Source organism: Pseudomonas sp. Kh14, assembly GCF_900291005.1.
In the GTDB taxonomy this organism is placed as follows: Bacteria; Pseudomonadota; Gammaproteobacteria; order Pseudomonadales; family Pseudomonadaceae; genus Aquipseudomonas; species Aquipseudomonas alloputida.
Genome location: NZ_OLKJ01000037.1, coordinates 224,947 through 245,361, shown reverse-complemented (window position 1 = coordinate 245,361; position 20,415 = coordinate 224,947). Strand labels below are relative to the sequence as shown.

The following is a 20,415-nucleotide window of genomic DNA, read 5'->3' as shown; positions in this document are numbered from 1 at the left end:
ATCGGCAGCCTTCTCGATAATCAGCCCGGACAATCAGTCCCAGCTCAGCGCACCACCCGTCTGATACTCAATCACACGCGTCTCAAAGAAGTTCTTCTCTTTCTTCAAGTCCATGATCTCGCTCATCCATGGGAACGGGTTGGTAGTCCCTGGGTACTCTTCCTTCAGGCCGATCTGTGTCAGGCGACGGTTGGCGATGAACTTGAGGTAATCCTCCATCATCGCTGCGTTCATGCCCAATACGCCGCGTGGCATGGTGTCTCGGGCGTATTCGATCTCCAGCTGGGTCCCTTGCAGGATCATCTGGGTCGCTTCTTCCTTCATCGCCGCATCCCACAGGTGCGGGTTCTCGATCTTGATCTGGTTGATAACGTCGATACCGAAGTTCAGGTGCATCGACTCGTCACGCAGGATGTACTGGAACTGCTCGGCCACGCCGGTCATCTTGTTGCGGCGGCCCATGGACAGGATCTGGGTGAAGCCGCAGTAGAAGAAGATGCCTTCCAGTACGCAGTAGTAGGCGATCAGGTTGCGCAGCAGCTCTTTGTCGGTTTCGACGGTGCCGGTGTTGAATTCCGGGTCGGAGATGGCGCGGGTGTACTTCAGGCCCCAGGCGGCTTTCTTGGCGACCGACGGGATCTCGTGGTACATGTTGAAGATCTCGCCTTCATCCATGCCCAGCGACTCGATGCAGTACTGGTAGGCGTGGGTGTGGATCGCCTCTTCGAAGGCCTGGCGCAGGATGTACTGGCGGCATTCCGGGTTGGTGATCAGGCGGTACACGGCCAGGGCCAGGTTGTTGGCAACCAGCGAGTCGGCAGTGGAGAAGAAGCCGAGGTTGCGCATGACGATGCGGCGCTCGTCTTCGGTCAGGCCGTCCTGGCTCTTCCACAGGGCGATGTCGGCGGTCATGTTGACCTCTTGCGGCATCCAGTGGTTGGCGCAGCCGTCCAGGTACTTCTGCCAGGCCCAGTCGTACTTGAACGGTACCAGCTGGTTGAGGTCGGCGCGGCAGTTGATCATGCGCTTTTCATCCACTGCAACGCGGGCCGAGGAGCCTTCCAGCTCGGCCAGGCCTTCGGCAACGTCGAGGGCGTCGAGGGCAGCCTTGGCACGTTTGACGGCTTCGGAGTCAGAAGCGGTGGCCGCACGGGCCTCCAGGGCGGCGGCACCACCGGCGCTGTCGAGCTTGTCGAGGGTGGCGGCGGCAGCGGCCTGCGCAGGGGTGTTGCCTTTGGCGGCTACTTCGCCGTCTTCTTTGTCGAATTCGTCCCAGCTCAGCATGGTTTGGCTCCTGCTTGAGGGTCGCCCAGAGGCAACCGGTTGGATTTTAAGAATGTGATGCCTGACGCAAGGCCGTAACGGCGAATGGGCAGCTCGAGAGGCTGACTCTCGTTTACATCTGAATGTGTTCTGGCTTGTACCTGGCCAGGCCTCTGGGAGGGGCCAGGACAATTGAATAGGTGCTCTTTTCAGAGGGCGCAAAGTATACCGGAATTCACCTTCGATCGGGGCTCGTGTGTTGCCGGCGGGGGTAACTTTTTTGACCGGTTTGGCGTGCGTCCGTTCACGAAACGGGTGGCTTCTTCTACGGGGGGAGAGTGTAGCGCCAACCTATATGTTGTGCCAGTTTAAATTTGAGGGCACATCATATGGTGTTTCTTGAGGGCGTGCTGGCGGAGTCGGCCTCACCGCGGGCTTGCCGGCGATGAGGCCAGCCACCACTAGCTCCGGTGGGTGTACAGCGTTTCGACAATGTGTGTCTTGGGGTGCTTGCGTGCCTGTTCCACCGAGGTGAAACGGCCGGTTTCTGCGTTGCGACCAATCTTGCGAGATGCCAGTTTTTTCCGCGCCATGGGCTTACATCCTTTTTTGAGAGGTCCTGTTCTTTTACCGAGCTGCGTGAACAGTGGGCAAAGGGCAAGGTTTCTCTGAGGCGCGGATACAAAAATGCCGCGCGGGGCACCCGTAGGCACCCCGCACGGCATTCAGGCCTTACTGGCAGGCTTCGCAGTCAGGCTCGTCGATCGCGCAGGCCTTCGGCACTGGCGCTGGGCCGGCTGCCTGGACCGGGGCGCTGTCGCCACCGCTGGAAACGGCGTTGAGCTTGCCGGTGTTGATGGTCGACTTCTCGGTGCTGGTGGCGGCCAGGGCACGGAGGTAGTAGGTGGTTTTCAGGCCACGGTACCAGGCCATGCGGTAGGTCACGTCCAGCTTCTTGCCCGATGCACCAGCGATGTACAGGTTCAGCGATTGCGCCTGGTCGATCCACTTCTGGCGACGGGAAGCCGCGTCGACAATCCACTTGGTCTCGACTTCGAACGCAGTGGCGTACAGGTCCTTCAGCTCTTGCGGGATACGCTCGATCTGCTGTACCGAACCGTCGTAGTACTTCAGGTCGTTGATCATGACCGAGTCCCACAGGTCGCGGGCCTTGAGGTCGCGAACCAGGTACGGGTTGATCACGGTGAATTCGCCCGACAGGTTCGATTTCACGTACAGGTTCTGGTAGGTAGGCTCGATCGACTGCGACACGCCGGTGATGTTGGCGATGGTCGCGGTTGGCGCGATGGCCATGATGTTCGAGTTACGAATACCTTTCTGTACGCGGGCACGTACCGGCGCCCAGTCCAGGGTTTCTTCCAGGTTGACGTCGATGTACTTCTGGCCACGGGCCTCGATCAGGATCTGTTGCGAATCTAGCGGCAGAATGCCCTTGGACCATAGCGAACCCTGGAAGGTCTCGTAGGCGCCGCGTTCATCGGCCAGGTCGCACGAAGCCTGGATGGCGTAGTAGCTGACCGCTTCCATCGACTTGTCGGCAAACTCGACGGCAGCATCGGAGCCGTAAGGAATGTGCTGCAGGTACAGCGCATCCTGGAAGCCCATGATGCCCAGGCCGACCGGACGGTGCTTGAAGTTCGAGTTACGCGCTTGCGGCACCGAGTAGTAGTTGATGTCGATCACGTTGTCGAGCATGCGCACGGCGGTGTTCACGGTGCGTTGCAGCTTGGTGGTGTCCAGCTTGCCGTCGACGATGTGGTTCGGCAGGTTGATCGAGCCCAGGTTGCAGACCGCGATCTCGTCCTTGTTGGTGTTCAAGGTGATTTCGGTGCACAGGTTCGAGCTGTGGACCACGCCCACGTGCTGCTGCGGCGAACGCAGGTTGCACGGGTCCTTGAAGGTCAGCCATGGGTGGCCGGTCTCGAACAGCATCGACAGCATCTTGCGCCACAGGTCTTTGGCCTGGACGGTCTTGAACACCTTGATCTTGTTGTACTCGGTCAGGGCTTCGTAGTACTCGTAGCGCTCTTCGAAGGCCTTGCCGGTCAGGTCGTGCAGGTCTGGCACTTCCGAAGGCGAGAACAGGGTCCACTTGCCGTCATCGAAGACACGCTTCATGAACAGGTCAGGAATCCAGTTGGCGGTGTTCATGTCGTGGGTACGACGGCGGTCATCACCGGTGTTCTTGCGCAGCTCGATGAATTCTTCGATGTCCAGGTGCCAGGTTTCCAGGTAGGCACATACAGCGCCTTTGCGCTTGCCACCCTGGTTCACGGCAACGGCGGTGTCGTTGACCACTTTCAGGAACGGGACGACGCCCTGGGATTTACCGTTGGTGCCCTTGATGTACGAGCCCAGTGCACGGACCGGGGTCCAGTCGTTGCCCAGGCCACCGGCGAATTTCGACAGCATGGCGTTGTCGTGGATCGCGTGGTAGATGCCCGACAGGTCGTCCGGCACGGTGGTCAGGTAGCAGCTGGACAGCTGCGGGCGCAGGGTGCCGGCGTTGAACAGGGTCGGGGTCGAAGCCATGTAGTCGAACGACGACAACAGGTTGTAGAACTCGATCGCACGGGCTTCCTTGTCTTTTTCTTCCAGCGCCAGGCCCATGGCCACACGCATGAAGAACACCTGCGGCAGCTCGAAGCGCACGCCATCCTTGTGGATGAAGTAGCGGTCGTACAGGGTCTGCAGGCCCAGGTAGGTGAACTGCTGGTCGCGCTCGTGGTTGATCGCCTTGCCCAGTTTTTCCAGGTCGAAGTCGGCCAGGGCCGGGTTCAGCAGCTCGAACTCGATACCTTTGGCGACGTAGGCCGGCAGGGCCTTGGCGTAAAGGTCAGCCATCTCGTGGTGGGTGGCGCTGTCGGCTACATTCAGGAAGCCCAGGCCTTCGGCGCGCAGGGTGTCCATCAGCAGGCGGGCGGTAACGAACGAGTAGTTCGGCTCGCGCTCCACCAGGGTACGGGCGGTCATCACCAGGGCGGTGTTGACGTCCTTGATGGCCACGCCGTCGTACAGGTTCTTCAGGGTTTCGCGCTGGATCAGGTCGCCATCGACTTCGGCCAGGCCTTCGCAGGCTTCGCTGATGATGGTGTTCAGGCGGGCCATGTCGAGCGGCGCCAGGCTGCCGTCGGCCAGGGTGATGCGGATGCTCGGGTGCGGCTCGACCACGGCGTCGGTGTTGGCGCGGGTGGCACGCTCCTTGGCGCGCTGGTCACGGTAGATCACGTAGTCGCGGGCGACTTTCTGCTCGCCGGCGCGCATCAGGGCCAGTTCGACCTGGTCCTGGATTTCTTCGATGTGGATGGTGCCACCCGATGGCATGCGACGCTTGAACGTTGCGGTAACCTGCTCGGTCAGGCGCGCGACGGTGTCGTGGATGCGCGACGAAGCGGCGGCGGTGCCGCCTTCAACTGCGAGGAACGCCTTGGTGATGGCGACGGTGATCTTGTCGTCGGTGTAAGGGACGACAGTGCCGTTACGCTTGATCACGCGCAGTTGGCCGGGGGCGGTGGCAGCCAGATCCTGGTTGGAGTCGGCGGCCTGCGGCACCTGGGCCTGCGGGTTCTCGCGAGTTGTGTCGGTTTGCATGGGTGGGTGTCTCCACAGTTTCTATATTGTTCAGGCGCCTTATGGGCGCCCACCGTTCCGTCCACTTGCTCGATAACCTCGCGGGGATGCGCAATGCATGCGCATCCGCCCGCGCGGGCGTACCGACTTCGGGACAGACTCAGGAATAAGGGGCAATAGCTTGCCGCTCCCTGGCCGAAGTCAAAGGTTCTGGGCCGAGCCCAAAAACTGTTGCTGATGGGTGCCAGGCCTGGCCTGCAACACCCATGCCCGAACAACGCCCTGAAAGAGCTTGCCTCGGTCGCCTCCGCAGGAGCGGTTTGGCTGCTGAAATCACCTGAAGTTCCACCCGAAAAATCGCTTGATCTTGCGGGTTGACTTTTGTGTGTGATTTTGCACGAACCCCTATATCTAGTGGTTCGCTGCGATCGGGATACAAGATAATGCGGTATTGGGGGCTTTGCAAGGCGAGCGCCTGTGGATAAGTTGTGTGTACTTTGTGAGTGAATGGTGGGTATTCGCTGTAGGCCTTGTGCCAAGTGGTTTGCAGTATTTTTCTGCACCTTGACGCCCTTGGGCAGTTTTTTTTGGGCGCGAAGCCTGTCACAAAAAACGGTTCAGTCGAGGGGCGGTAGGGCGTGTCTGAAGATCTGGGGTGCCTGGGAGATCGAGCACCGCCCGCGGGGCGCTCGGTCTCGCAGACCCCACCCATCTACAGTCATACTCTCAGCTGCCCTGACACGATCCCAAGAACAAACAAGGCCAAAGTCATGGACCAAACCCTACCCCGCATCCTCATTGTCGAAGACGACCAGCGCCTGGCCGAGCTGACCGCCGAGTACCTGCAGGCCAACGGCTTCGAGGTCAGCGTGGAGGGGGATGGTGCCCGCGCCGCCCGGCGCATCATCGACAGCCAGCCCGACCTGGTCATCCTCGACCTGATGCTGCCCGGCGAGGACGGCCTGAGCATCTGTCGCCGGGTGCGCAGCCAGTACCAGGGGCCGATCCTCATGCTCACCGCGCGCAGCGATGAACTCGACCAGGTTCAGGGCCTGGACCTGGGCGCCGACGACTACGTCTGCAAACCCGTGCGCCCACGCTTGCTGCTGGCACGTATCCAGGCCCTGCTGCGACGCAGCGAAACCGTGGACAGCAAGCGCCAGGACCTGGCCTTCGGTGCGCTGCGTATCGACAACCGACTGCGTGAGGCGCACCTGGGCGAGCAGTTGATCGAGCTGACCGGCGCCGAATTCGACCTGCTTTGGCTGTTGGCCAGCAACGCTGGCCGGGTGCTGACCCGTGAACAGATCTTCACCGCACTGCGTGGCGTGGGCTACGACGGCCAGGACCGCTCCATCGACATCCGCATCTCGAAAATCCGCCCCAAGATCGGCGATGACCCGCTTCAGCCGCGGTTGATCAAGACCCTGCGCAGCAAAGGCTACCTGTTCGTGGGCGAGGCACCATGAACAACTCGATCTTCCTGCGCATCTACGGCGGCATGCTGGCCGTGCTGGTGCTGGTGGCCCTGCTTGGCGTGCTCAGCCTGCACCTGGTCAACGAAGTGCGCGCTGCCCAGCACCGCGAGGGCCTGGCCCAGGGCACCTTCAGCCTGATGGCCGACAACCTGGCAATGCAGAATGAAACCCAACGCAAGCGTTCGCTGCTGATCTGGGAACGCCTGCTTGGCGTGCAGTTGGCGCTGCAGCCGATGAGCGCACGCAGCCTTGACGGTGGCCAGCGGGCGCGCCTGTACCGTGGCCTGGTGGTGGTCGAGAAGATTGGCCCGCATGCGGCGCAAGTGCTACGCAAGGTGGGCCAGGAAGACCTGATGCTGGTCGCGCAGATCAAACAGATCAGCGAGCAGTTGGCGCGGGCCACCCTCTATCTATTGGCCGACGAATTGGTGCGCTACCCGGTAGCCGAACAGCAGCAGCGTCTGGCACAGATCAAGCAGGAAAAAGGCTTCGGCTTTGGCGTTGCCTTGCAACGTATCGAGCGGGTCAGCCTGGACGATGACCAGCGGCGCCGCGTGGAGGAGGGCGACACGGTGATGGCGCTGGGCAAGGATGGTGATTCGATCCGGGTGTTCGCCGGGCTGACGGGCTCGCCATGGGTACTGGAAATCGGCCCGCTGTACCAGCTCAACCCTTACCCGCCGCAGTTGCTGATCCTGATTGCCTTCCTGGGTCTGTGCCTGATTGGCCTGGTGGTCTACCTGCTGGTGCGTCAGCTGGAACGTCGTGTGTCCGGCCTGGAGATTGCTGCCTCGCGCATCGCCCAGGGCAGCCTGGATACCCGCGTGCCGGCCGGCGACGCCGACTCGGTAGGGCGCCTGGCTGCTGCCTTCAATGGCATGGCCGAGCACCTGCAGCGCTCGCTGACCATGCAGCGCGAGCTGGTGCGAGCGGTGTCCCACGAGCTTCGCACGCCGGTGGCGCGCCTGCGCTTTGGTCTGGAGATGATCGAAAGCGCCACGACTGAACAGGTGCGGGCAAAGCACCTGGCGGGCATGGACGGGGATATCCAGGACCTCGACAAGCTGGTCGACGAGATGCTGACCTACGCCCGCCTGGAGCAGGGCGCACCCGCCTTGAAGTTCCAGCGGGTCGATCTGGAGGCCTTGCTCGATCGGGTGATCGAAGAGCTGGCACCTTTGCGTGCCGAGGTGCGGGTGGTGCGCGGCGAGTGTCAGGGCGCGGATGCCGAAGGCGCCTGGGTCGAGGCCGAGCCGCGCTACTTGCACCGGGCCCTGCAGAACCTTGTCGGCAATGCCATGCGCCATGCCGAGAGCGAAGTGCGCCTGAGCTATCAGCTGGGCCAGCAACGTTGCCGCATCGATGTGGAGGATGACGGCCCGGGGATCCCCGAGGGCTTCTGGGACCGCATCTTCACGCCCTTCACCCGCCTTGACGACAGCCGCACCCGCGCTTCGGGCGGGCATGGCCTGGGCTTGTCGATCGTACGGCGGATCATCTACTGGCACGCGGGCCGGGCCACGGTGGGCCGCAGCGAGGCGTTGGGCGGTGCCTGCTTCAGCCTGAACTGGCCACGGCAGCAGGCGCCGCTGTAAAGGTCAGACGCTGACCAGGCTCAGTAGGTGGCCGTCCTGCAGGCAGAACTGGCCTTGCAGCTCTGCGCCTTGCTGCCACTGCGGTGACAGGTCGGTGAGCAGGCGCAAGCGCGCCAGCCCTTCCGCGGACCAGTCGAGCACTTCTGCGTGTTCGAAGTAGAAGCGTTGGCGGGTCAGTGGGTACAGGGTCTTGAACAAGCTTTCCTTCAGCGAGAACGTCAGGGTGACCGTTAGCCCAAGCTGGCGGCGGTCCAGGCGTTCTAGCTCTGCCGGGATAAGGATTTCACCCATAAGCCTCTCGGCGCGTTCGTCATCCAGCAAGGCTTCCTGATCCAGGCCCAGGCCTTGGCAGCTGTTTTCGCCGGCGACCACCGCGGCGGCCCAGCCCTTGCCGTGTGTGATCGAGCCATGAATACCGGCGGGCCAGATGGGCGAGCGGTCTTCGTGGGTGCCGGGCACGTAGTCGCGGCCGTCCAGGCGCTGCAGCGCGGCGCGGGCACATACGCGACCGGCCAGGTACTCGGCCTGGCGCTTGGCGACCGAGCGCTGCAGGCTGGCGCTGGGCATGATACCGGCGCGCTGGAAGTCGTCGGTTGCCAGGTGGGCAGGGTCGAAGGCGCAACTGACCAGCACCGCGCCGGGGAGTGGGCGGGGCAGGGGCCAGTGGTGCTGGAGCGGGGCGCAGCAGGCGGGCAGAGTGTTCATGGGGGCTATTGTGCCAGTTGTACAGGCGCTGTCACATCCCTGAGCGGTGGATGGCACGGGCTTCGCCCGTGTTCGCGGGGCGAGCCCGCTCCCACAGCGAATCTCGCTGGCCAGTTCCCACCTTGGTCTCGGCAATCCTTATTTGAACACCTTCTGGAAGAACGCCTGCATGTCCGCCCAGGAACTCTCGTCCGCTGCCTTGTTATAGCCAATGTCCGGCCCCCCATGTTCACCATGGCTCAGCCGGTCAGCATCGGGGTTGGTGAACCCGTGCTTGGCCCCTTCAATACTGACGAACTGGTAGTTGACCTTGGCCGCATCCATCTCGGCCTTGAAGGCCTCTACCTGCTGTGGGGTGACCATGCTGTCCGCCGCACCATGCTCGACCAGGATATCGGCCCGCACCACGCCAGGTTTTGCAGGGGTCTGGGTGGCCAGTGCGCCATGGAAGCTCACCACGCCATCGAGCTTTTCTCCCCGGCGTGCGGCATCGAGCACCACCTTGCCGCCAAAACAGTAGCCGACAGCGCCCAGTTGATGCTTGTTCACATTCGGCTGCTTTTTCAACAACTCCAGGCCCGCGTCGAAGCGCGCTGCTGCTGCGGCCGGGTCCTTCATCGCTGCGGCCATGAATGCCTGGGCATCCTGCGGATGCTCGGTGTGCTTGCCATCGCCGTACATGTCGATGGCCAGCGCTTTATAGCCCAGGGCGGCGAGATCTCTCGCACGACGTTTGGCATAGTCGTTCAGGCCCCACCATTCATGCACCACAACGATGCCTGGGCGTTTGCCGTCCAGCGCGTCATCGTAGGCGTAGTAGCCGACGAGGCGGTTGCCATCGTCGTCCTGATAAGGAATTTCACGGGTCACTACCGCCGCTTGGGCGAGGGCGGCGCTGCACATCAGGGTCAGGGCCAGCAGGGCTCGCATGTTCACAACTCCTTGTTTTGCTATCGGTTCGTTCAGCCGGGGTTCAGCCAGGGTTCAGTCGCGGTTCAGGGTGCCCTGATTACTCTAGCTTCCAGACCGAAACAGCGCACCCAACTGGAGTACCCAGCCATGAAAACCTTCAATACCCTGCTTGCCGCCATGGCCGTCTGTGCCGCTGGCATCACCACCGCCCAGGCCGCGGACGACAACTTCGCCAGCCTCACCTACGGCCAGACCAGCGACAAAGTCCGCAAGTCCGGCCTGCTGCAACGCAACACCGACCACCTCAACGCCGACGGTATCATCGGCAAGGACGATACCTGGGGTGTGCGTCTGGGCAAGATCAACGACCAGGGCCGCTACTACATGACCTATGACAACGTCTCTGGCGACCACAGTGGCCTGAAGTTGCGCCAGGAAAACCTGCTTGGCAGCTACGACTTGTTCCTGCCGGTGGGCGATACCACCAAGCTGTTCGGTGGTGGCAGCCTGGGTGTGACCAAGCTTACCCAGGACTCGCCAGGCGCCAGCCGGGACACTGACTACGGTTATGCCTACGGCTTGCAGGCCGGTGTGATCCAGGACATCACCGACAAGGCCTCGGTCGAACTGGGCTACCGTTACCTGCGCACCAATGCCGCGACCGAGGTGGGCGCGCACGGCGGGCCGAAGGATGGCACCCTGCGCCTGACCAGCAGCGCGCAGACCTACCTGGCAGCAAGTTACAAGTTCTGACGAACGAGCCGCGTTATCCTGTACCGGCCTTCGCGGGCACGCCCGCTCCCACGGGTACTGCACAAACCGCTGAAACTGTGCGGTACCTTTGGCTTCTGCAGGTGCTGCACAAGTTTCAGAGACTGTGCGATTGCTGTGGGAGCGGGCATGCCCGCGAATAGGCCGGTACAGGCAATACACATAAGGAGCTGCACATGAAACTGCTGGTGGTCGAGGACGAAGCCCTGCTTCGCCATCACCTCTACACCCGCCTGGGCGAAAGCGGCCATGTGGTCGAGGCGGTCGCTGATGCCGAAGAGGCGCTGTACCAGGCCGAGCAGTACCATTTCGACCTTGCCATCATCGACCTGGGCCTGCCCGGTATCAGCGGCCTGGAGCTGATCACGCGCCTGCGCAGCCAGGACAAGACCTTCCCCATTCTCATCCTCACAGCCCGTGGCAACTGGCAAGACAAGGTCGAGGGCCTGGCCGCCGGTGCCGACGACTACCTGGTCAAGCCGTTCCAGTTCGAGGAGCTTGAAGCACGGCTCAATGCCCTGTTACGCCGCTCCAGTGGTTTCATCCAGTCGACCATCACCGCTGGCCCCTTGGTGCTTGACCTCAACCGCAAGCAGGCCACCCTCGACGAACATGCCTTGGCCCTGACTGCCTACGAATACCGCATCCTCGAATACCTCATGCGCCATCACCAGCAGGTGGTGGCCAAGGATCGCCTGATGGAACAGTTGTACCCAGGTGACGAAGAGCGCGACCCCAATGTCATCGAAGTGCTGGTTGGCCGCCTACGCCGCAAGCTTGAAGGCGAGCGCGGCTTCAAACCCATCGACACGGTGCGCGGCCTGGGCTACCTGTTCACCGAGCGCTGCCGATGATCCGCTCGCTGCGGGTGCGCCTGATGCTGGCCGCCGCAGTGTTGGCGCTGCTGTTCATGCTGGCGCTGCTGCCGGCCTTGCAGAAGGCCTTCAGCCTGGCCCTGCAGGAATCGATCGAGCAGCGTCTGGCCTCGGATGTGACTACGCTGATTTCCGCTGCGCGTATCGAGCATGGCCAGCTGCAGATGCCGACACTGCTGCCGGACGAGCGTTACAACCTGCCCTACACAGGCCTGCTCGGCTATATCTTTGACCGCGACGGCAAACTGGTCTGGCAGTCGCGTGCCACCGCCGACCGGCACATCAACTACCAGCCGCGCTATGACGGGCGCGGCAACGAGTTCGACCGCATTCACCAGTCCGATGGCGAAGAGTTCTTCGTGTACGACGTCGAGATAAAGCTGCTGGGCGGGCAGAGCGCCGCCTACAGCATTGTCGCTCTACAGCCCGTGAGCGAGTACAAGGCCACCCTCAATGGCCTGCGCGAAAAGCTCTACCTGGGGTTCGGCGCTGCATTGCTGGCGCTCATGGTGTTGTTGTGGGCAGGCCTGACCTGGGGGCTGCGCTCGTTGCGACGCCTCAGCCACGAACTGGATGAAGTGGAATCCGGTGCACGTGACGGCCTGAGCGGCGAGCACCCACGCGAGTTGCTGCGCCTGACCCGCTCGCTTAACCGTCTGTTGCGCAGTGAGCGTGAGCAGCGCACGCGCTACCGTGATTCGCTGGACGACCTGGCGCACAGCCTGAAGACGCCGCTGGCAGTGTTGCAGGGTGTGGGTGAAAGCTTGCAGCAGCGCAGCGGCGAGCGCGAGCAGGCGCGGGTGCTGCAAAGCCAGATCGAGCGCATGAGCCAGCAGATCGACTACCAGCTGCAACGCGCCAGTCTGCGCAAGAGTGGCCTGGTACGCCACAGCGTATTGCTGCGGCCGTTGCTCGACAGCCTGTGCAGCACCTTGGCCAAGGTTTACCGGGAAAAACGTGTGGACGTGGTGCTGGAGTTGCCGGACGCGGCGCAGATACCGATGGAGCAGGGCGCGTTGCTGGAAATGCTCGGCAACCTGCTGGAGAACGCCTACCGGCTGAGCCTGGGCCAAGTGCGGGTGAGCCTGGTGAAGGCGCCGGGGTATCTGACCTTGTGCATCGAGGACGACGGGCCGGGCGTGCCCGTCGACCAGCGTGAACGCATTCTGGAGCGTGGGGAGCGGCTGGACAGCCAGCACCCGGGGCAGGGCATCGGCTTGGCAGTGGTCAAGGATATCGTCGACAGCTATGACGCCGAGCTGAGCCTTGGCGATTCGCCGCTGGGGGGCGCTGCGTTCAGGATCACCTTCCACCTGGATTGATTCCTAGCCTGTGCCAGCCCGTTCACAGTTCAATCCGCGAATGGGCCGGCACAGGCAATCCACAAAGGGCGGATTTCCGCCATTCCTCCTTGTACAAATTCCGCCATCGGGCGGAAATCCGCCAATCCGTCCCGGGAATATCGCCCTGTCGTTGGGCATTTACTCCTAGCAAATACGGGCTTTGCACCCTTCATGGGCATTTTGGCACCACCCTTGCTATTGATCCTCGCAGAGGCCTGCCCAGGCAGCTCGAACACAACGACAAATCCCTCCAAGTGCAGGAGGGTTAGCGATTCAGGTGCCCCCATCACCCTGGGAAGGGTGAACCGGCACACTTGAGGAAAATTAGCCATGACGACACGTCAGCCGCTGTACAAATCCCTGTATGTCCAGGTGTTGGTCGCCATCACCATCGGCATCCTGCTCGGCCACTACTACCCGGAAACGGGCGTTGCCCTCAAACCCCTGGGTGACGGCTTCGTCAAACTGATCAAGATGGTCATCGCCCCGATCATCTTCTGTACCGTGGTCAGCGGCATTGCCGGCATGCAGAGCATGAAGTCGGTCGGCAAAACCGGCGGCTACGCGTTGCTGTACTTTGAAATCGTCTCCACCATCGCCCTGATCATCGGCCTCGTCGTCGTCAACGTGGTCAAGCCAGGCGCTGGCATGCACATCGACGTCAGCACCCTGAACGCCAGCAGCGTGGCTGCCTACGCCGCCGCCGGCGCGCAGCAGACTACCGTCGGCTTCCTGCTTAACGTCATCCCCAATACGGTCGTCGGCGCCTTCGCCAACGGCGACATCCTGCAAGTGCTGATGTTCTCGGTGCTGTTCGGCTTCGCCCTGCACCGCCTGGGCAGCTACGGCAAGCCGGTACTGGACATGATCGACCGCTTCGCCCACGTCATGTTCAACATCATCAACATGATCATGAAGCTGGCCCCGATCGGCGCTTTCGGCGCCATGGCCTTCACCATTGGCCAGTACGGTGTTGGCTCGCTGGTGCAGCTGGGCTACCTGATGGCCTGCTTCTACATCACCTGCCTGCTGTTCGTGCTGGTGGTGCTGGGCGGTATCTGCCGCGCCCACGGCTTCAGCGTAATCAAGCTGATCCGCTACATCCGTGAAGAACTGCTGATCGTGCTGGGTACTTCGTCCTCGGAGTCGGCTCTGCCACGCATGCTGGCCAAGATGGAGCGCCTGGGTGCCAAGAAATCGGTAGTGGGCCTGGTTATCCCGACTGGCTACTCGTTCAACCTGGACGGTACCTCGATCTACCTGACCATGGCTGCGGTGTTCATCGCTCAGGCCACTGACACCACCATGGACATCACTCACCAGATCACCCTGCTGCTGGTACTGCTGGTGGCTTCCAAGGGTGCTGCCGGCGTTACCGGTTCGGGCTTCATCGTGCTGGCCGCGACCCTGTCGGCTGTTGGCCACCTGCCGGTTGCCGGCCTGGCGCTGATCCTCGGCATCGACCGCTTCATGTCCGAAGCCCGCGCCCTGACCAACTTGGTAGGCAACGCCGTTGCCACCGTGGTAGTGGCCAAGTGGGTCAAGGAAATGGACAACGACAAGCTGGCTTCGGAACTGGACTCCGGTGGTGCGCCGCTGATCGATACCCGCCCGACGGACGACCTGGGCGTGGCTGAAGGCCCGGCTCGTTGATAGCTGGCTGAAATGAGAAAGGCGACCAAAGGTCGCCTTTTTCGTGTCTGCGCGCTCCCACACAGGGCGATGCGGTGGCCCTCAGCCCAGTACCACCTCCAACACCCGGATGACGTCCGGCTGCGGGTAATGCCACCTTACTTGCACATCCCAGAACTTCACCCCGTACACCCGCTCGGCCGGTGGTATCTGGTAGGCCGGCCGTGGGTCCTGCGCCAGGCATTGCTCGATCAGCTCCACCAGCGGCTCGCTCAGGCGCAGCGCATGCTCGCGAGCCTGGAGCAGAGCGTTGTCCGTCCACTGTACGGCAATTGCCACCGGCGCTGCGTTGGCCATCTGGTTGCTGGCGCCAGCGATGCTGTCGGCGTAGGGCACATACGGCTTGATGTCCAGCACCGGCGTGCCGTCGAGCAGGTCGATCCCGGACAGCAGCAGGCGCCCGGGCTCCACGCCCTCCAGGCGTACCACCGACTGGCCGATGCCGTTGGGCCGGTGGGTGGCGCGGGTGGCGAACACCCCCATGCTCTTGTTGCCGCCCAGACGCGGAGGCCGCACTTTCAGGCGCGGCTTTTCTTCCAGGGCCTGGTGGAACAGGAACAGCAGCCACACATGGCTGACCTGTTCCAGGCCCTCGACCGCGTCACCTTGATCAAACGGCGGCAACAGTTCGAGTACGCCACGGGCGGCAGGCGCCAGCTGCGGCTGGCGCGGAATGGCGAACTTTTCCTTGAAACAGGAGTGGACGATGCCGACCGGGACAACCGTATGCTGCATGGCCACTCAGCCGCGCACGCGCAGGGTCAGGCCCTTGAGGAAGTTGCGCATCAACTGGTCGCCACACGGGCGGTAGTTGTCGTGGCCAGCCTTGCGGAACAGCGCGCTGAGCTCAGGTTTGCTGACCGGGAAGTTGACCGACTTGAGAATCGCGTGCAGGTCGTCTTCCTTGAGCTCAAAGGCCACACGCAGCTTCTTGAGGATCAGGTTGTTGGTTACCGGCAGCTCGATCGGCTGCTGCGGGCGGCTCTCGTCTTTGCCACGGCGGTAGATCACCAGGCCGTCAAGGAAGTGCGCCATCACCCGTTCCGGGCAGCGCACGAAGCCTTCCTCTTCTTCTTTTTTCAGGTAGGTGGCCAGCACCAGAGGATGCACTTCGAGGCCAGAGAGCCCGATGATTTCGGCCATCTTGGCGTCGTTCACCTTGAGCATGTAGCGCAGGCTGCGCAGGACGTCGTTGTGGTTCATTGCAGCAGAATCCTGTTCAGGTGCCGCGCGTTCCAGCGCGGCGTATTGCTTAGAAACGTTCGGAGGTAGCCAGGTAGCGCCATTGGCCCAAGGGCAGCTTGCCCATCGACACACCACCCAGGCGAATGCGTCGCATGCCTAAAAGCTCCAGGCGCAGGTAGGCGCATAGCTCGGAAATCTGCCCTGGTTGTGGGTTTTTCAACACCATGCGCAGGTGTGTCTCGTTCTGCCAGCTGGCCTTGGCCTTGGGCAACTCGCGGTCGTTGCGCATGGCCCCACGCGCCAGGCGTTCCAGCGCCTGGGGGGTGGTTTCGCCGCGCACTTCAATGATGAACTCCTGCTCCAGGCGACGCAGGTCGGCCTCGATCTTGCGGGATACCCGCCAGTCCTGGGTAAACACCTGCAGGCCGCTGGCGCCACGCTCCAGCGGTGCCACGCAGGCCTGCCGGGCAAAATGCCCATGCAGGGCGCGCACGCCTTCGCGATGGGCCTCGCTGAGGCTGCCCATGTTCATGCTGGCGCGGGCGTCTTCACTGTCCATACCGGCTGGCTGGTTCAGCAGCAGGGTCACCGGCTCCAGGGTTTCGGCACGGGCGCCCGGCAGCAGTTCGACGCGCTGCTGCTCAACCTTGAACTGCGGCTGCTCGACCACCACGCCATCGACCGTTACCCAGCCTCCTTCAATGTACTGCTCGGCCTCGCGGCGGGAGCAGCCGAGCTGCTCGATGAGGCGTTTGGACAGGCGGACGGGTTCAGACATGGGGCAATTCGCAAGGCAGGGAAAGACCTCCATTGTACCTGCCTGCAAGCGGTAGATGATGGGAATCTGTGTCAGATGCGCCATTTTGGACACATAGCGCGGCACATACAGGCGCCGCCTCAAGGCACTGTGCGCATCAGCCTCATGTGCAGCAGAGGAAAGGGCTGGCCCAGGCCGTCGGTTTCCGAACGGCCGATGACCTCAAAACCTTCATGCAGGTAGAAGCCCAGCGCTTTCGGGTTCTGTTCGTTGACGTCAAGGTACTCGGCATTGAGTTCGCTGATGGCATAGCGCAGCAGGCGCTTGCCTACCCCTTGGCCACGGTAGCCAGGTGCGACGAACAGCATGTCCACCCGCCCGTTGGCGACACCGGCGAAGCCACAGATGCGCTGGCGGTCCTTGCAGCAGATCAGCATAACTGCGTCGAGATACCGGCGCAGCACATGTTCGCGCAGTAGCAGGATATAGCCCTCTGGCAGAAAGTCGTGGGTGGCGCGTACCGAGTCCTCCCACACTTGTACCATCTCGCTGTAGTCGCTCAAGCGCGGAGTTTGTAGCGTCAGTAGCGCAGCCATGCCGGTGTTCCTCTGGGGCGATAGGGAAAACATAGCAGGCCAACCACTCGTCGAGGGGCGTCCTGATGCTGTTCCACGCGTTCTGACAAAAAAGCCCCTGCGCCGGTCATTCCCTATGGAGAACGCCGGGGCAGGGGCTTTGCAGGCTTCAGCCGTTTTAGATGGGTTCAGCCCACATGTCGTACTCGTCGGCATCTACCACACGGCAACGCACTTTGTCGCCTGGCTTGAAACCATGGTCGCCATCGATGAACACGCTGCCGTCGATTTCCGGTGCATCGAAGAAGCTGCGGCCAACCGAACCTTGTTCCTCGACTTCGTCGATCAGCACGTCGATTTCCTTGCCGATGCGCAATTGCAGGCGGGCAGCACTGATGGCCTGCTGGTGGGCCATGAAGCGGTCCCAGCGCTCTTGCTTGACGTCGTCCGGTACTTCGGCCAGGCCCAGGTCGTTGGCCGGGGCGCCTTCCACCGGCGAGTACTGGAAGCAGCCCACGCGGTCGAGCTGGGCTTCGGTCAGCCAGTCCAGCAGGTACTGGAAGTCTTCCTCGGTCTCGCCCGGGAAGCCGACGATGAAGGTGGAGCGGATCACCAGCTCAGGGCACTGCTCGCGCCAGTTCTTGATGCGCGCCAGGGTGCGGTCTTCGAAGGCCGGGCGCTTCATCGACTTGAGCACTTTCGGGCTGGCGTGCTGGAACGGGATGTCCAGGTACGGCAGGATCTTGCCGGCAGCCATCAGCGGGATCACGTCGTCAACGTTCGGGTAAGGGTACACGTAGTGCAGGCGGACCCAGGCGCCCAGGCTGCTCAGTGCCTCGCACAGCTCGAGCATGCGGGTCTTCACCGGGCGGCCGTTCCAGAAGTCGGTCTTGTACTTGACGTCGACGCCGTAGGCGCTGGTGTCCTGGGAAATCACCAGGATTTCCTTCACACCGGCCTTGACCAGGCGCTCGGCCTCGCTCAGCACTTCACCCACCGGGCGGCTGACCAGCTTGCCGCGCATCGACGGGATGATGCAGAAGCTGCAGCTGTGGTTGCAGCCTTCGGAGATCTTCAGGTAGGCATAGTGGCGCGGGGTCAGCTTGACGCCCTGTGGCGGCACCAGGTCGATCAGCGGGTTGTGGTCCTGACGCGGCGGCACCACTTCGTGAACGGCGTTGACTACCTGCTCGTACTGCTGCGGGCCAGTGACCGACAGCACGCTTGGGTGCACGTCACGGATGCTGCCTTCCTCGACGCCCATGCAGCCGGTGACGATCACCTTGCCGTTTTCCTTGATGGCTTCGCCGATCACTTCCAGCGATTCGGCCTTGGCGCTGTCGATGAAGCCGCAGGTGTTGACCACCACCACGTCGGCGTCCTCATAGGTGGGTACGACTTCATAGCCTTCCATGCGCAGCTGGGTCAGGATGCGCTCGGAGTCGACCAGGGCTTTTGGGCAACCCAGGCTTACGAAACCTACCTTGGGGGTGGCGGGCGTGGTGGACATGACTAACCTCGGTATTGAATGCAGGTCGCCCGGCCGGAATCGGGGGCGAACTTGACGGGCGCTTTTGGCGCCTCTGATCAAAAAGTGCGCAATTCTAGCGAGCGCAAGGGCGCTTGACCAGCAGAAATACGACGAACGCTGCGCTATGCTTCGCGCCGTTGCGCCGGGGTACTTTCCAGGGCCTGGTGGCAGAGGGATTACCAAGGGCCGTGATGGCCGTTTGCGGGAGTGGTCGATGGTTCAGGCAAGCAGTCACGCTGAGAGCGGGCACGAGGGGAAGCAGGGGGCGTCGCGGTCGGTGGGCCTGCTGGTGGCGGCGGTCGGGGTGGTTTATGGCGATATCGGCACCAGCCCGTTGTATACCCTCAAGGAGGTCTTTACCGGCGGCTACGGGGTGTCGGTCAACCATGATGGCGTGCTGGGGATCCTGTCGCTGATCCTGTGGTCGCTGCTGTGGGTGGTGTCGTTCAAGTACGTGATGTTCATCTTGCGCGCCGATAACCAGGGGGAGGGCGGCACCATGGCGCTGACCGCACTGGCGCGGCGGGCTACGGCGGCGTACCCGCGGCTGCGCACACTGATGGTGATCTGTGGCTTGATCGGCGCTTCGCTGTTCTATGGCGACAGTATGATCACCCCGGCGGTGTCGGTGCTGTCGGCGGTGGAGGGCATGGGCCTGGCCTTCGACGGCATCGACCATTGGGTGGTGCCAATTTCGCTGGTGGTGCTGGTGGCGCTGTTCCTGGTGCAGCAACATGGCACTGAGAAGATCGGCAAGCTGTTTGGTCCGATCATGGTGACCTGGTTCGTGGCGCTGGGCGCGCTGGGTGTACATGGCATCTCGCAGAGCCCGGAAGTACTCAAGGCTTTCAACCCGGTCTGGGCAGTCAACTTCTTCGTGGTGCACCCCGGTATTGGCGTGGCCATTCTGGGTGCGGTAGTGCTGGCGCTGACCGGTGCCGAGGCGCTGTACGCCGACATGGGGCACTTTGGCCGCAAGCCGATTGCCCGGGCCTGGTTCATCCTGGTGCTCCCGGCGCTGGTGCTCAATTACTTTGGCCAGGGTGCATTGCTGCTGCAAAACCCGGAGGCCGCGCGCAACCCGTTCTACCTGCTGGCGCCGGGCTGGGCGCTGCTGCCCTTGGTCGGGCTGGCCACCATGGCCACGGTTATCGCTTCGCAGGCGGTGATTTCCGGGGCCTTCTCCCTGACCCGTCAGGCCATCCAGCTGGGCTACATCCCACGTATGCAGATTCAGCACACCTCAAGCGACGAGCAGGGGCAGATCTACATTGGTGCAGTGAACTGGACGCTGATGGTGGGTGTGGTGCTGCTGGTAATCGGCTTCGGGTCCTCGGGCGCTCTGGCGGCAGCCTACGGGGTTGCAGTCACCGGTACCATGCTGATGACCACCATCCTGGTGTCCGCGGTAATGCTGCTGCTGTGGAAGTGGCCGCCGCTGCTTGCAGTGCCGATTCTGGTCGGCTTTCTGTTTGTCGACGGGCTGTTCTTCGCCGCCAATGTGCCGAAAATCGTCCAGGGTGGTGCCTTCCCCGTGTTGGCCGGTGGTGTGCTGTACCTGCTGATGAGCACCTGGAAGCGCGGCAAGCAGATTCTGGTCGAGCGCATCGATGAAGGGGCGCTGCCATTGCCATTGTTCATCAGCAGCATCCGCATTCAGCCACCGCACCGGGTCGAGGGTACGGCGGTGTTTCTGACTGCACGCTCCGATGCCGTGCCGCATGCGCTGTTGCACAACATGTTGCACAACCAGGTGCTGCACAGCCAGGTGGTGCTGCTGACTGTGGTCAGCGAGGACCGGCCCCGTGTGCCGGAACATGAGCGTTTCGAGGTGGAAGCCTATGGCGACGGATTCTTCCGGGTGTTGCTGCACTTTGGGTTCATGGATGAGCCGGACGTGCCTGCCGCGTTGAAGCTGTGTCATCTGGATGGCCTGGACTTCACGCCCATGCGCACCACTTACTTCCTCAGCCGCGAGACGTTGATCGCGTCACGGCTGGAGGGGATGTCGCGCTGGCGGGGCAACCTGTTCGCGTTCTTGCTGAAGAATGCCAACGGCAACTTGCGCTTCTTCAACCTGCCGTTGAACCGGGTGATCGAGCTGGGGACCCAGGTCGAGATCTGAATGGGTTTATGCAGCAG

At 62.5% G+C, this 20,415-nt stretch carries 17 protein-coding genes; 7 read left to right on the top strand and 10 right to left on the bottom strand.

Going from position 1 to position 20,415, the window contains the following annotated elements:
* Window positions 1–33 precede the first annotated feature (33 nt).
* The 3 genes from FQ668_RS22265 to FQ668_RS22260 form a co-directional block, all read right to left on the bottom strand.
* Window positions 34–1,284 carry a ribonucleotide-diphosphate reductase subunit beta gene (locus tag FQ668_RS22265; RefSeq protein WP_003254823.1) on the bottom strand — a complete coding sequence of 417 codons (1,251 nt, stop codon included), beginning with the start codon at window positions 1,282–1,284 and terminating at the stop codon, window positions 34–36.
* A 440-nt stretch (window positions 1,285–1,724) separates the two neighbouring features.
* The gene (locus FQ668_RS29080; protein ID WP_003254821.1) at window positions 1,725–1,856 is read right to left on the bottom strand and encodes a hypothetical protein; all 132 of its coding nucleotides are present in this window, start codon (window positions 1,854–1,856) and stop codon (window positions 1,725–1,727) included.
* Window positions 1,857–1,995: 139 nt separating this feature from the next.
* Window positions 1,996–4,875, bottom strand: a complete 2,880-nt coding sequence (locus tag FQ668_RS22260) for a ribonucleoside-diphosphate reductase subunit alpha (protein WP_010952332.1) — start codon at window positions 4,873–4,875, stop codon at window positions 1,996–1,998.
* 749 nt (window positions 4,876–5,624) lie between these two features.
* Between FQ668_RS22260 and FQ668_RS22255 the strand changes: the two genes are divergently transcribed.
* On the top strand, window positions 5,625–6,323 hold the full coding sequence (locus FQ668_RS22255) for a response regulator transcription factor (protein WP_019438844.1): 699 nt from the start codon (window positions 5,625–5,627) through the stop codon (window positions 6,321–6,323).
* Window positions 6,320–7,927, top strand: a complete 1,608-nt coding sequence (locus FQ668_RS22250) for an ATP-binding protein (protein WP_144180660.1) — start codon at window positions 6,320–6,322, stop codon at window positions 7,925–7,927. The genes FQ668_RS22255 and FQ668_RS22250 overlap by 4 nt, the downstream gene beginning before the upstream one ends.
* Window positions 7,928–7,930: 3 nt before the next feature.
* On the opposite strand, the gene FQ668_RS22245 is transcribed toward FQ668_RS22250, so the two are convergent.
* A complete protein-coding gene (locus tag FQ668_RS22245; protein ID WP_070383547.1) occupies window positions 7,931–8,632 on the bottom strand; it encodes a 4'-phosphopantetheinyl transferase in 702 nt (233 codons plus the stop codon).
* 138 nt (window positions 8,633–8,770) lie between these two features.
* A complete protein-coding gene (locus tag FQ668_RS22240) occupies window positions 8,771–9,562 on the bottom strand; it encodes a dienelactone hydrolase family protein (protein WP_144180658.1) in 792 nt (263 codons plus the stop codon).
* Between the two features lie 129 nt (window positions 9,563–9,691).
* Between FQ668_RS22240 and FQ668_RS22235 the strand changes: the two genes are divergently transcribed.
* From FQ668_RS22235 to FQ668_RS22220, 4 genes are all read left to right on the top strand, one after another.
* Window positions 9,692–10,297 (top strand): outer membrane beta-barrel protein, encoded by a 606-nt coding sequence (locus FQ668_RS22235; protein WP_010952338.1) that lies wholly within the window; start codon window positions 9,692–9,694, stop codon window positions 10,295–10,297.
* A gap of 194 nt (window positions 10,298–10,491) precedes the next feature.
* Window positions 10,492–11,169 (top strand): response regulator, encoded by a 678-nt coding sequence (locus FQ668_RS22230; protein WP_004576835.1) that lies wholly within the window; start codon window positions 10,492–10,494, stop codon window positions 11,167–11,169.
* Window positions 11,166–12,512, top strand: coding sequence for an ATP-binding protein (locus tag FQ668_RS22225; RefSeq protein ID WP_014589982.1), 1,347 nt, complete (start codon window positions 11,166–11,168; stop codon window positions 12,510–12,512). Before FQ668_RS22230 ends, FQ668_RS22225 begins: the two co-directional genes overlap by 4 nt.
* A gap of 351 nt (window positions 12,513–12,863) precedes the next feature.
* Window positions 12,864–14,186 (top strand): dicarboxylate/amino acid:cation symporter, encoded by a 1,323-nt coding sequence (locus FQ668_RS22220; RefSeq protein WP_010952341.1) that lies wholly within the window; start codon window positions 12,864–12,866, stop codon window positions 14,184–14,186.
* Window positions 14,187–14,267: 81 nt separating this feature from the next.
* On the opposite strand, the gene tsaA is transcribed toward FQ668_RS22220, so the two are convergent.
* From tsaA to rimO, 5 genes are all read right to left on the bottom strand, one after another.
* Entirely contained in the window at window positions 14,268–14,960 is a 693-nt protein-coding gene (gene tsaA / locus FQ668_RS22215; RefSeq protein WP_014589983.1) for a tRNA (N6-threonylcarbamoyladenosine(37)-N6)-methyltransferase TrmO, read from the bottom strand.
* A 6-nt stretch (window positions 14,961–14,966) separates the two neighbouring features.
* The gene (locus tag FQ668_RS22210) at window positions 14,967–15,428 is read right to left on the bottom strand and encodes a DUF1456 family protein (protein WP_010952343.1); all 462 of its coding nucleotides are present in this window, start codon (window positions 15,426–15,428) and stop codon (window positions 14,967–14,969) included.
* Between the two features lie 49 nt (window positions 15,429–15,477).
* Window positions 15,478–16,188, bottom strand: a complete 711-nt coding sequence (locus FQ668_RS22205) for an rRNA pseudouridine synthase (protein WP_010952344.1) — start codon at window positions 16,186–16,188, stop codon at window positions 15,478–15,480.
* A 119-nt stretch (window positions 16,189–16,307) separates the two neighbouring features.
* Window positions 16,308–16,763, bottom strand: coding sequence for a GNAT family N-acetyltransferase (locus FQ668_RS22200; protein ID WP_014589984.1), 456 nt, complete (start codon window positions 16,761–16,763; stop codon window positions 16,308–16,310).
* A 157-nt stretch (window positions 16,764–16,920) separates the two neighbouring features.
* Window positions 16,921–18,252: a 30S ribosomal protein S12 methylthiotransferase RimO gene (gene rimO / locus FQ668_RS22195; RefSeq protein WP_004576169.1), complete on the bottom strand. Its 1,332-nt coding sequence runs from the start codon at window positions 18,250–18,252 to the stop codon at window positions 16,921–16,923.
* 235 nt (window positions 18,253–18,487) lie between these two features.
* On the opposite strand from rimO, the gene FQ668_RS22190 reads away from it, so the two are divergent.
* Window positions 18,488–20,398, top strand: coding sequence for a potassium transporter Kup (locus FQ668_RS22190; RefSeq protein WP_144180656.1), 1,911 nt, complete (start codon window positions 18,488–18,490; stop codon window positions 20,396–20,398).
* Window positions 20,399–20,415: the final 17 nt, after the last annotated feature.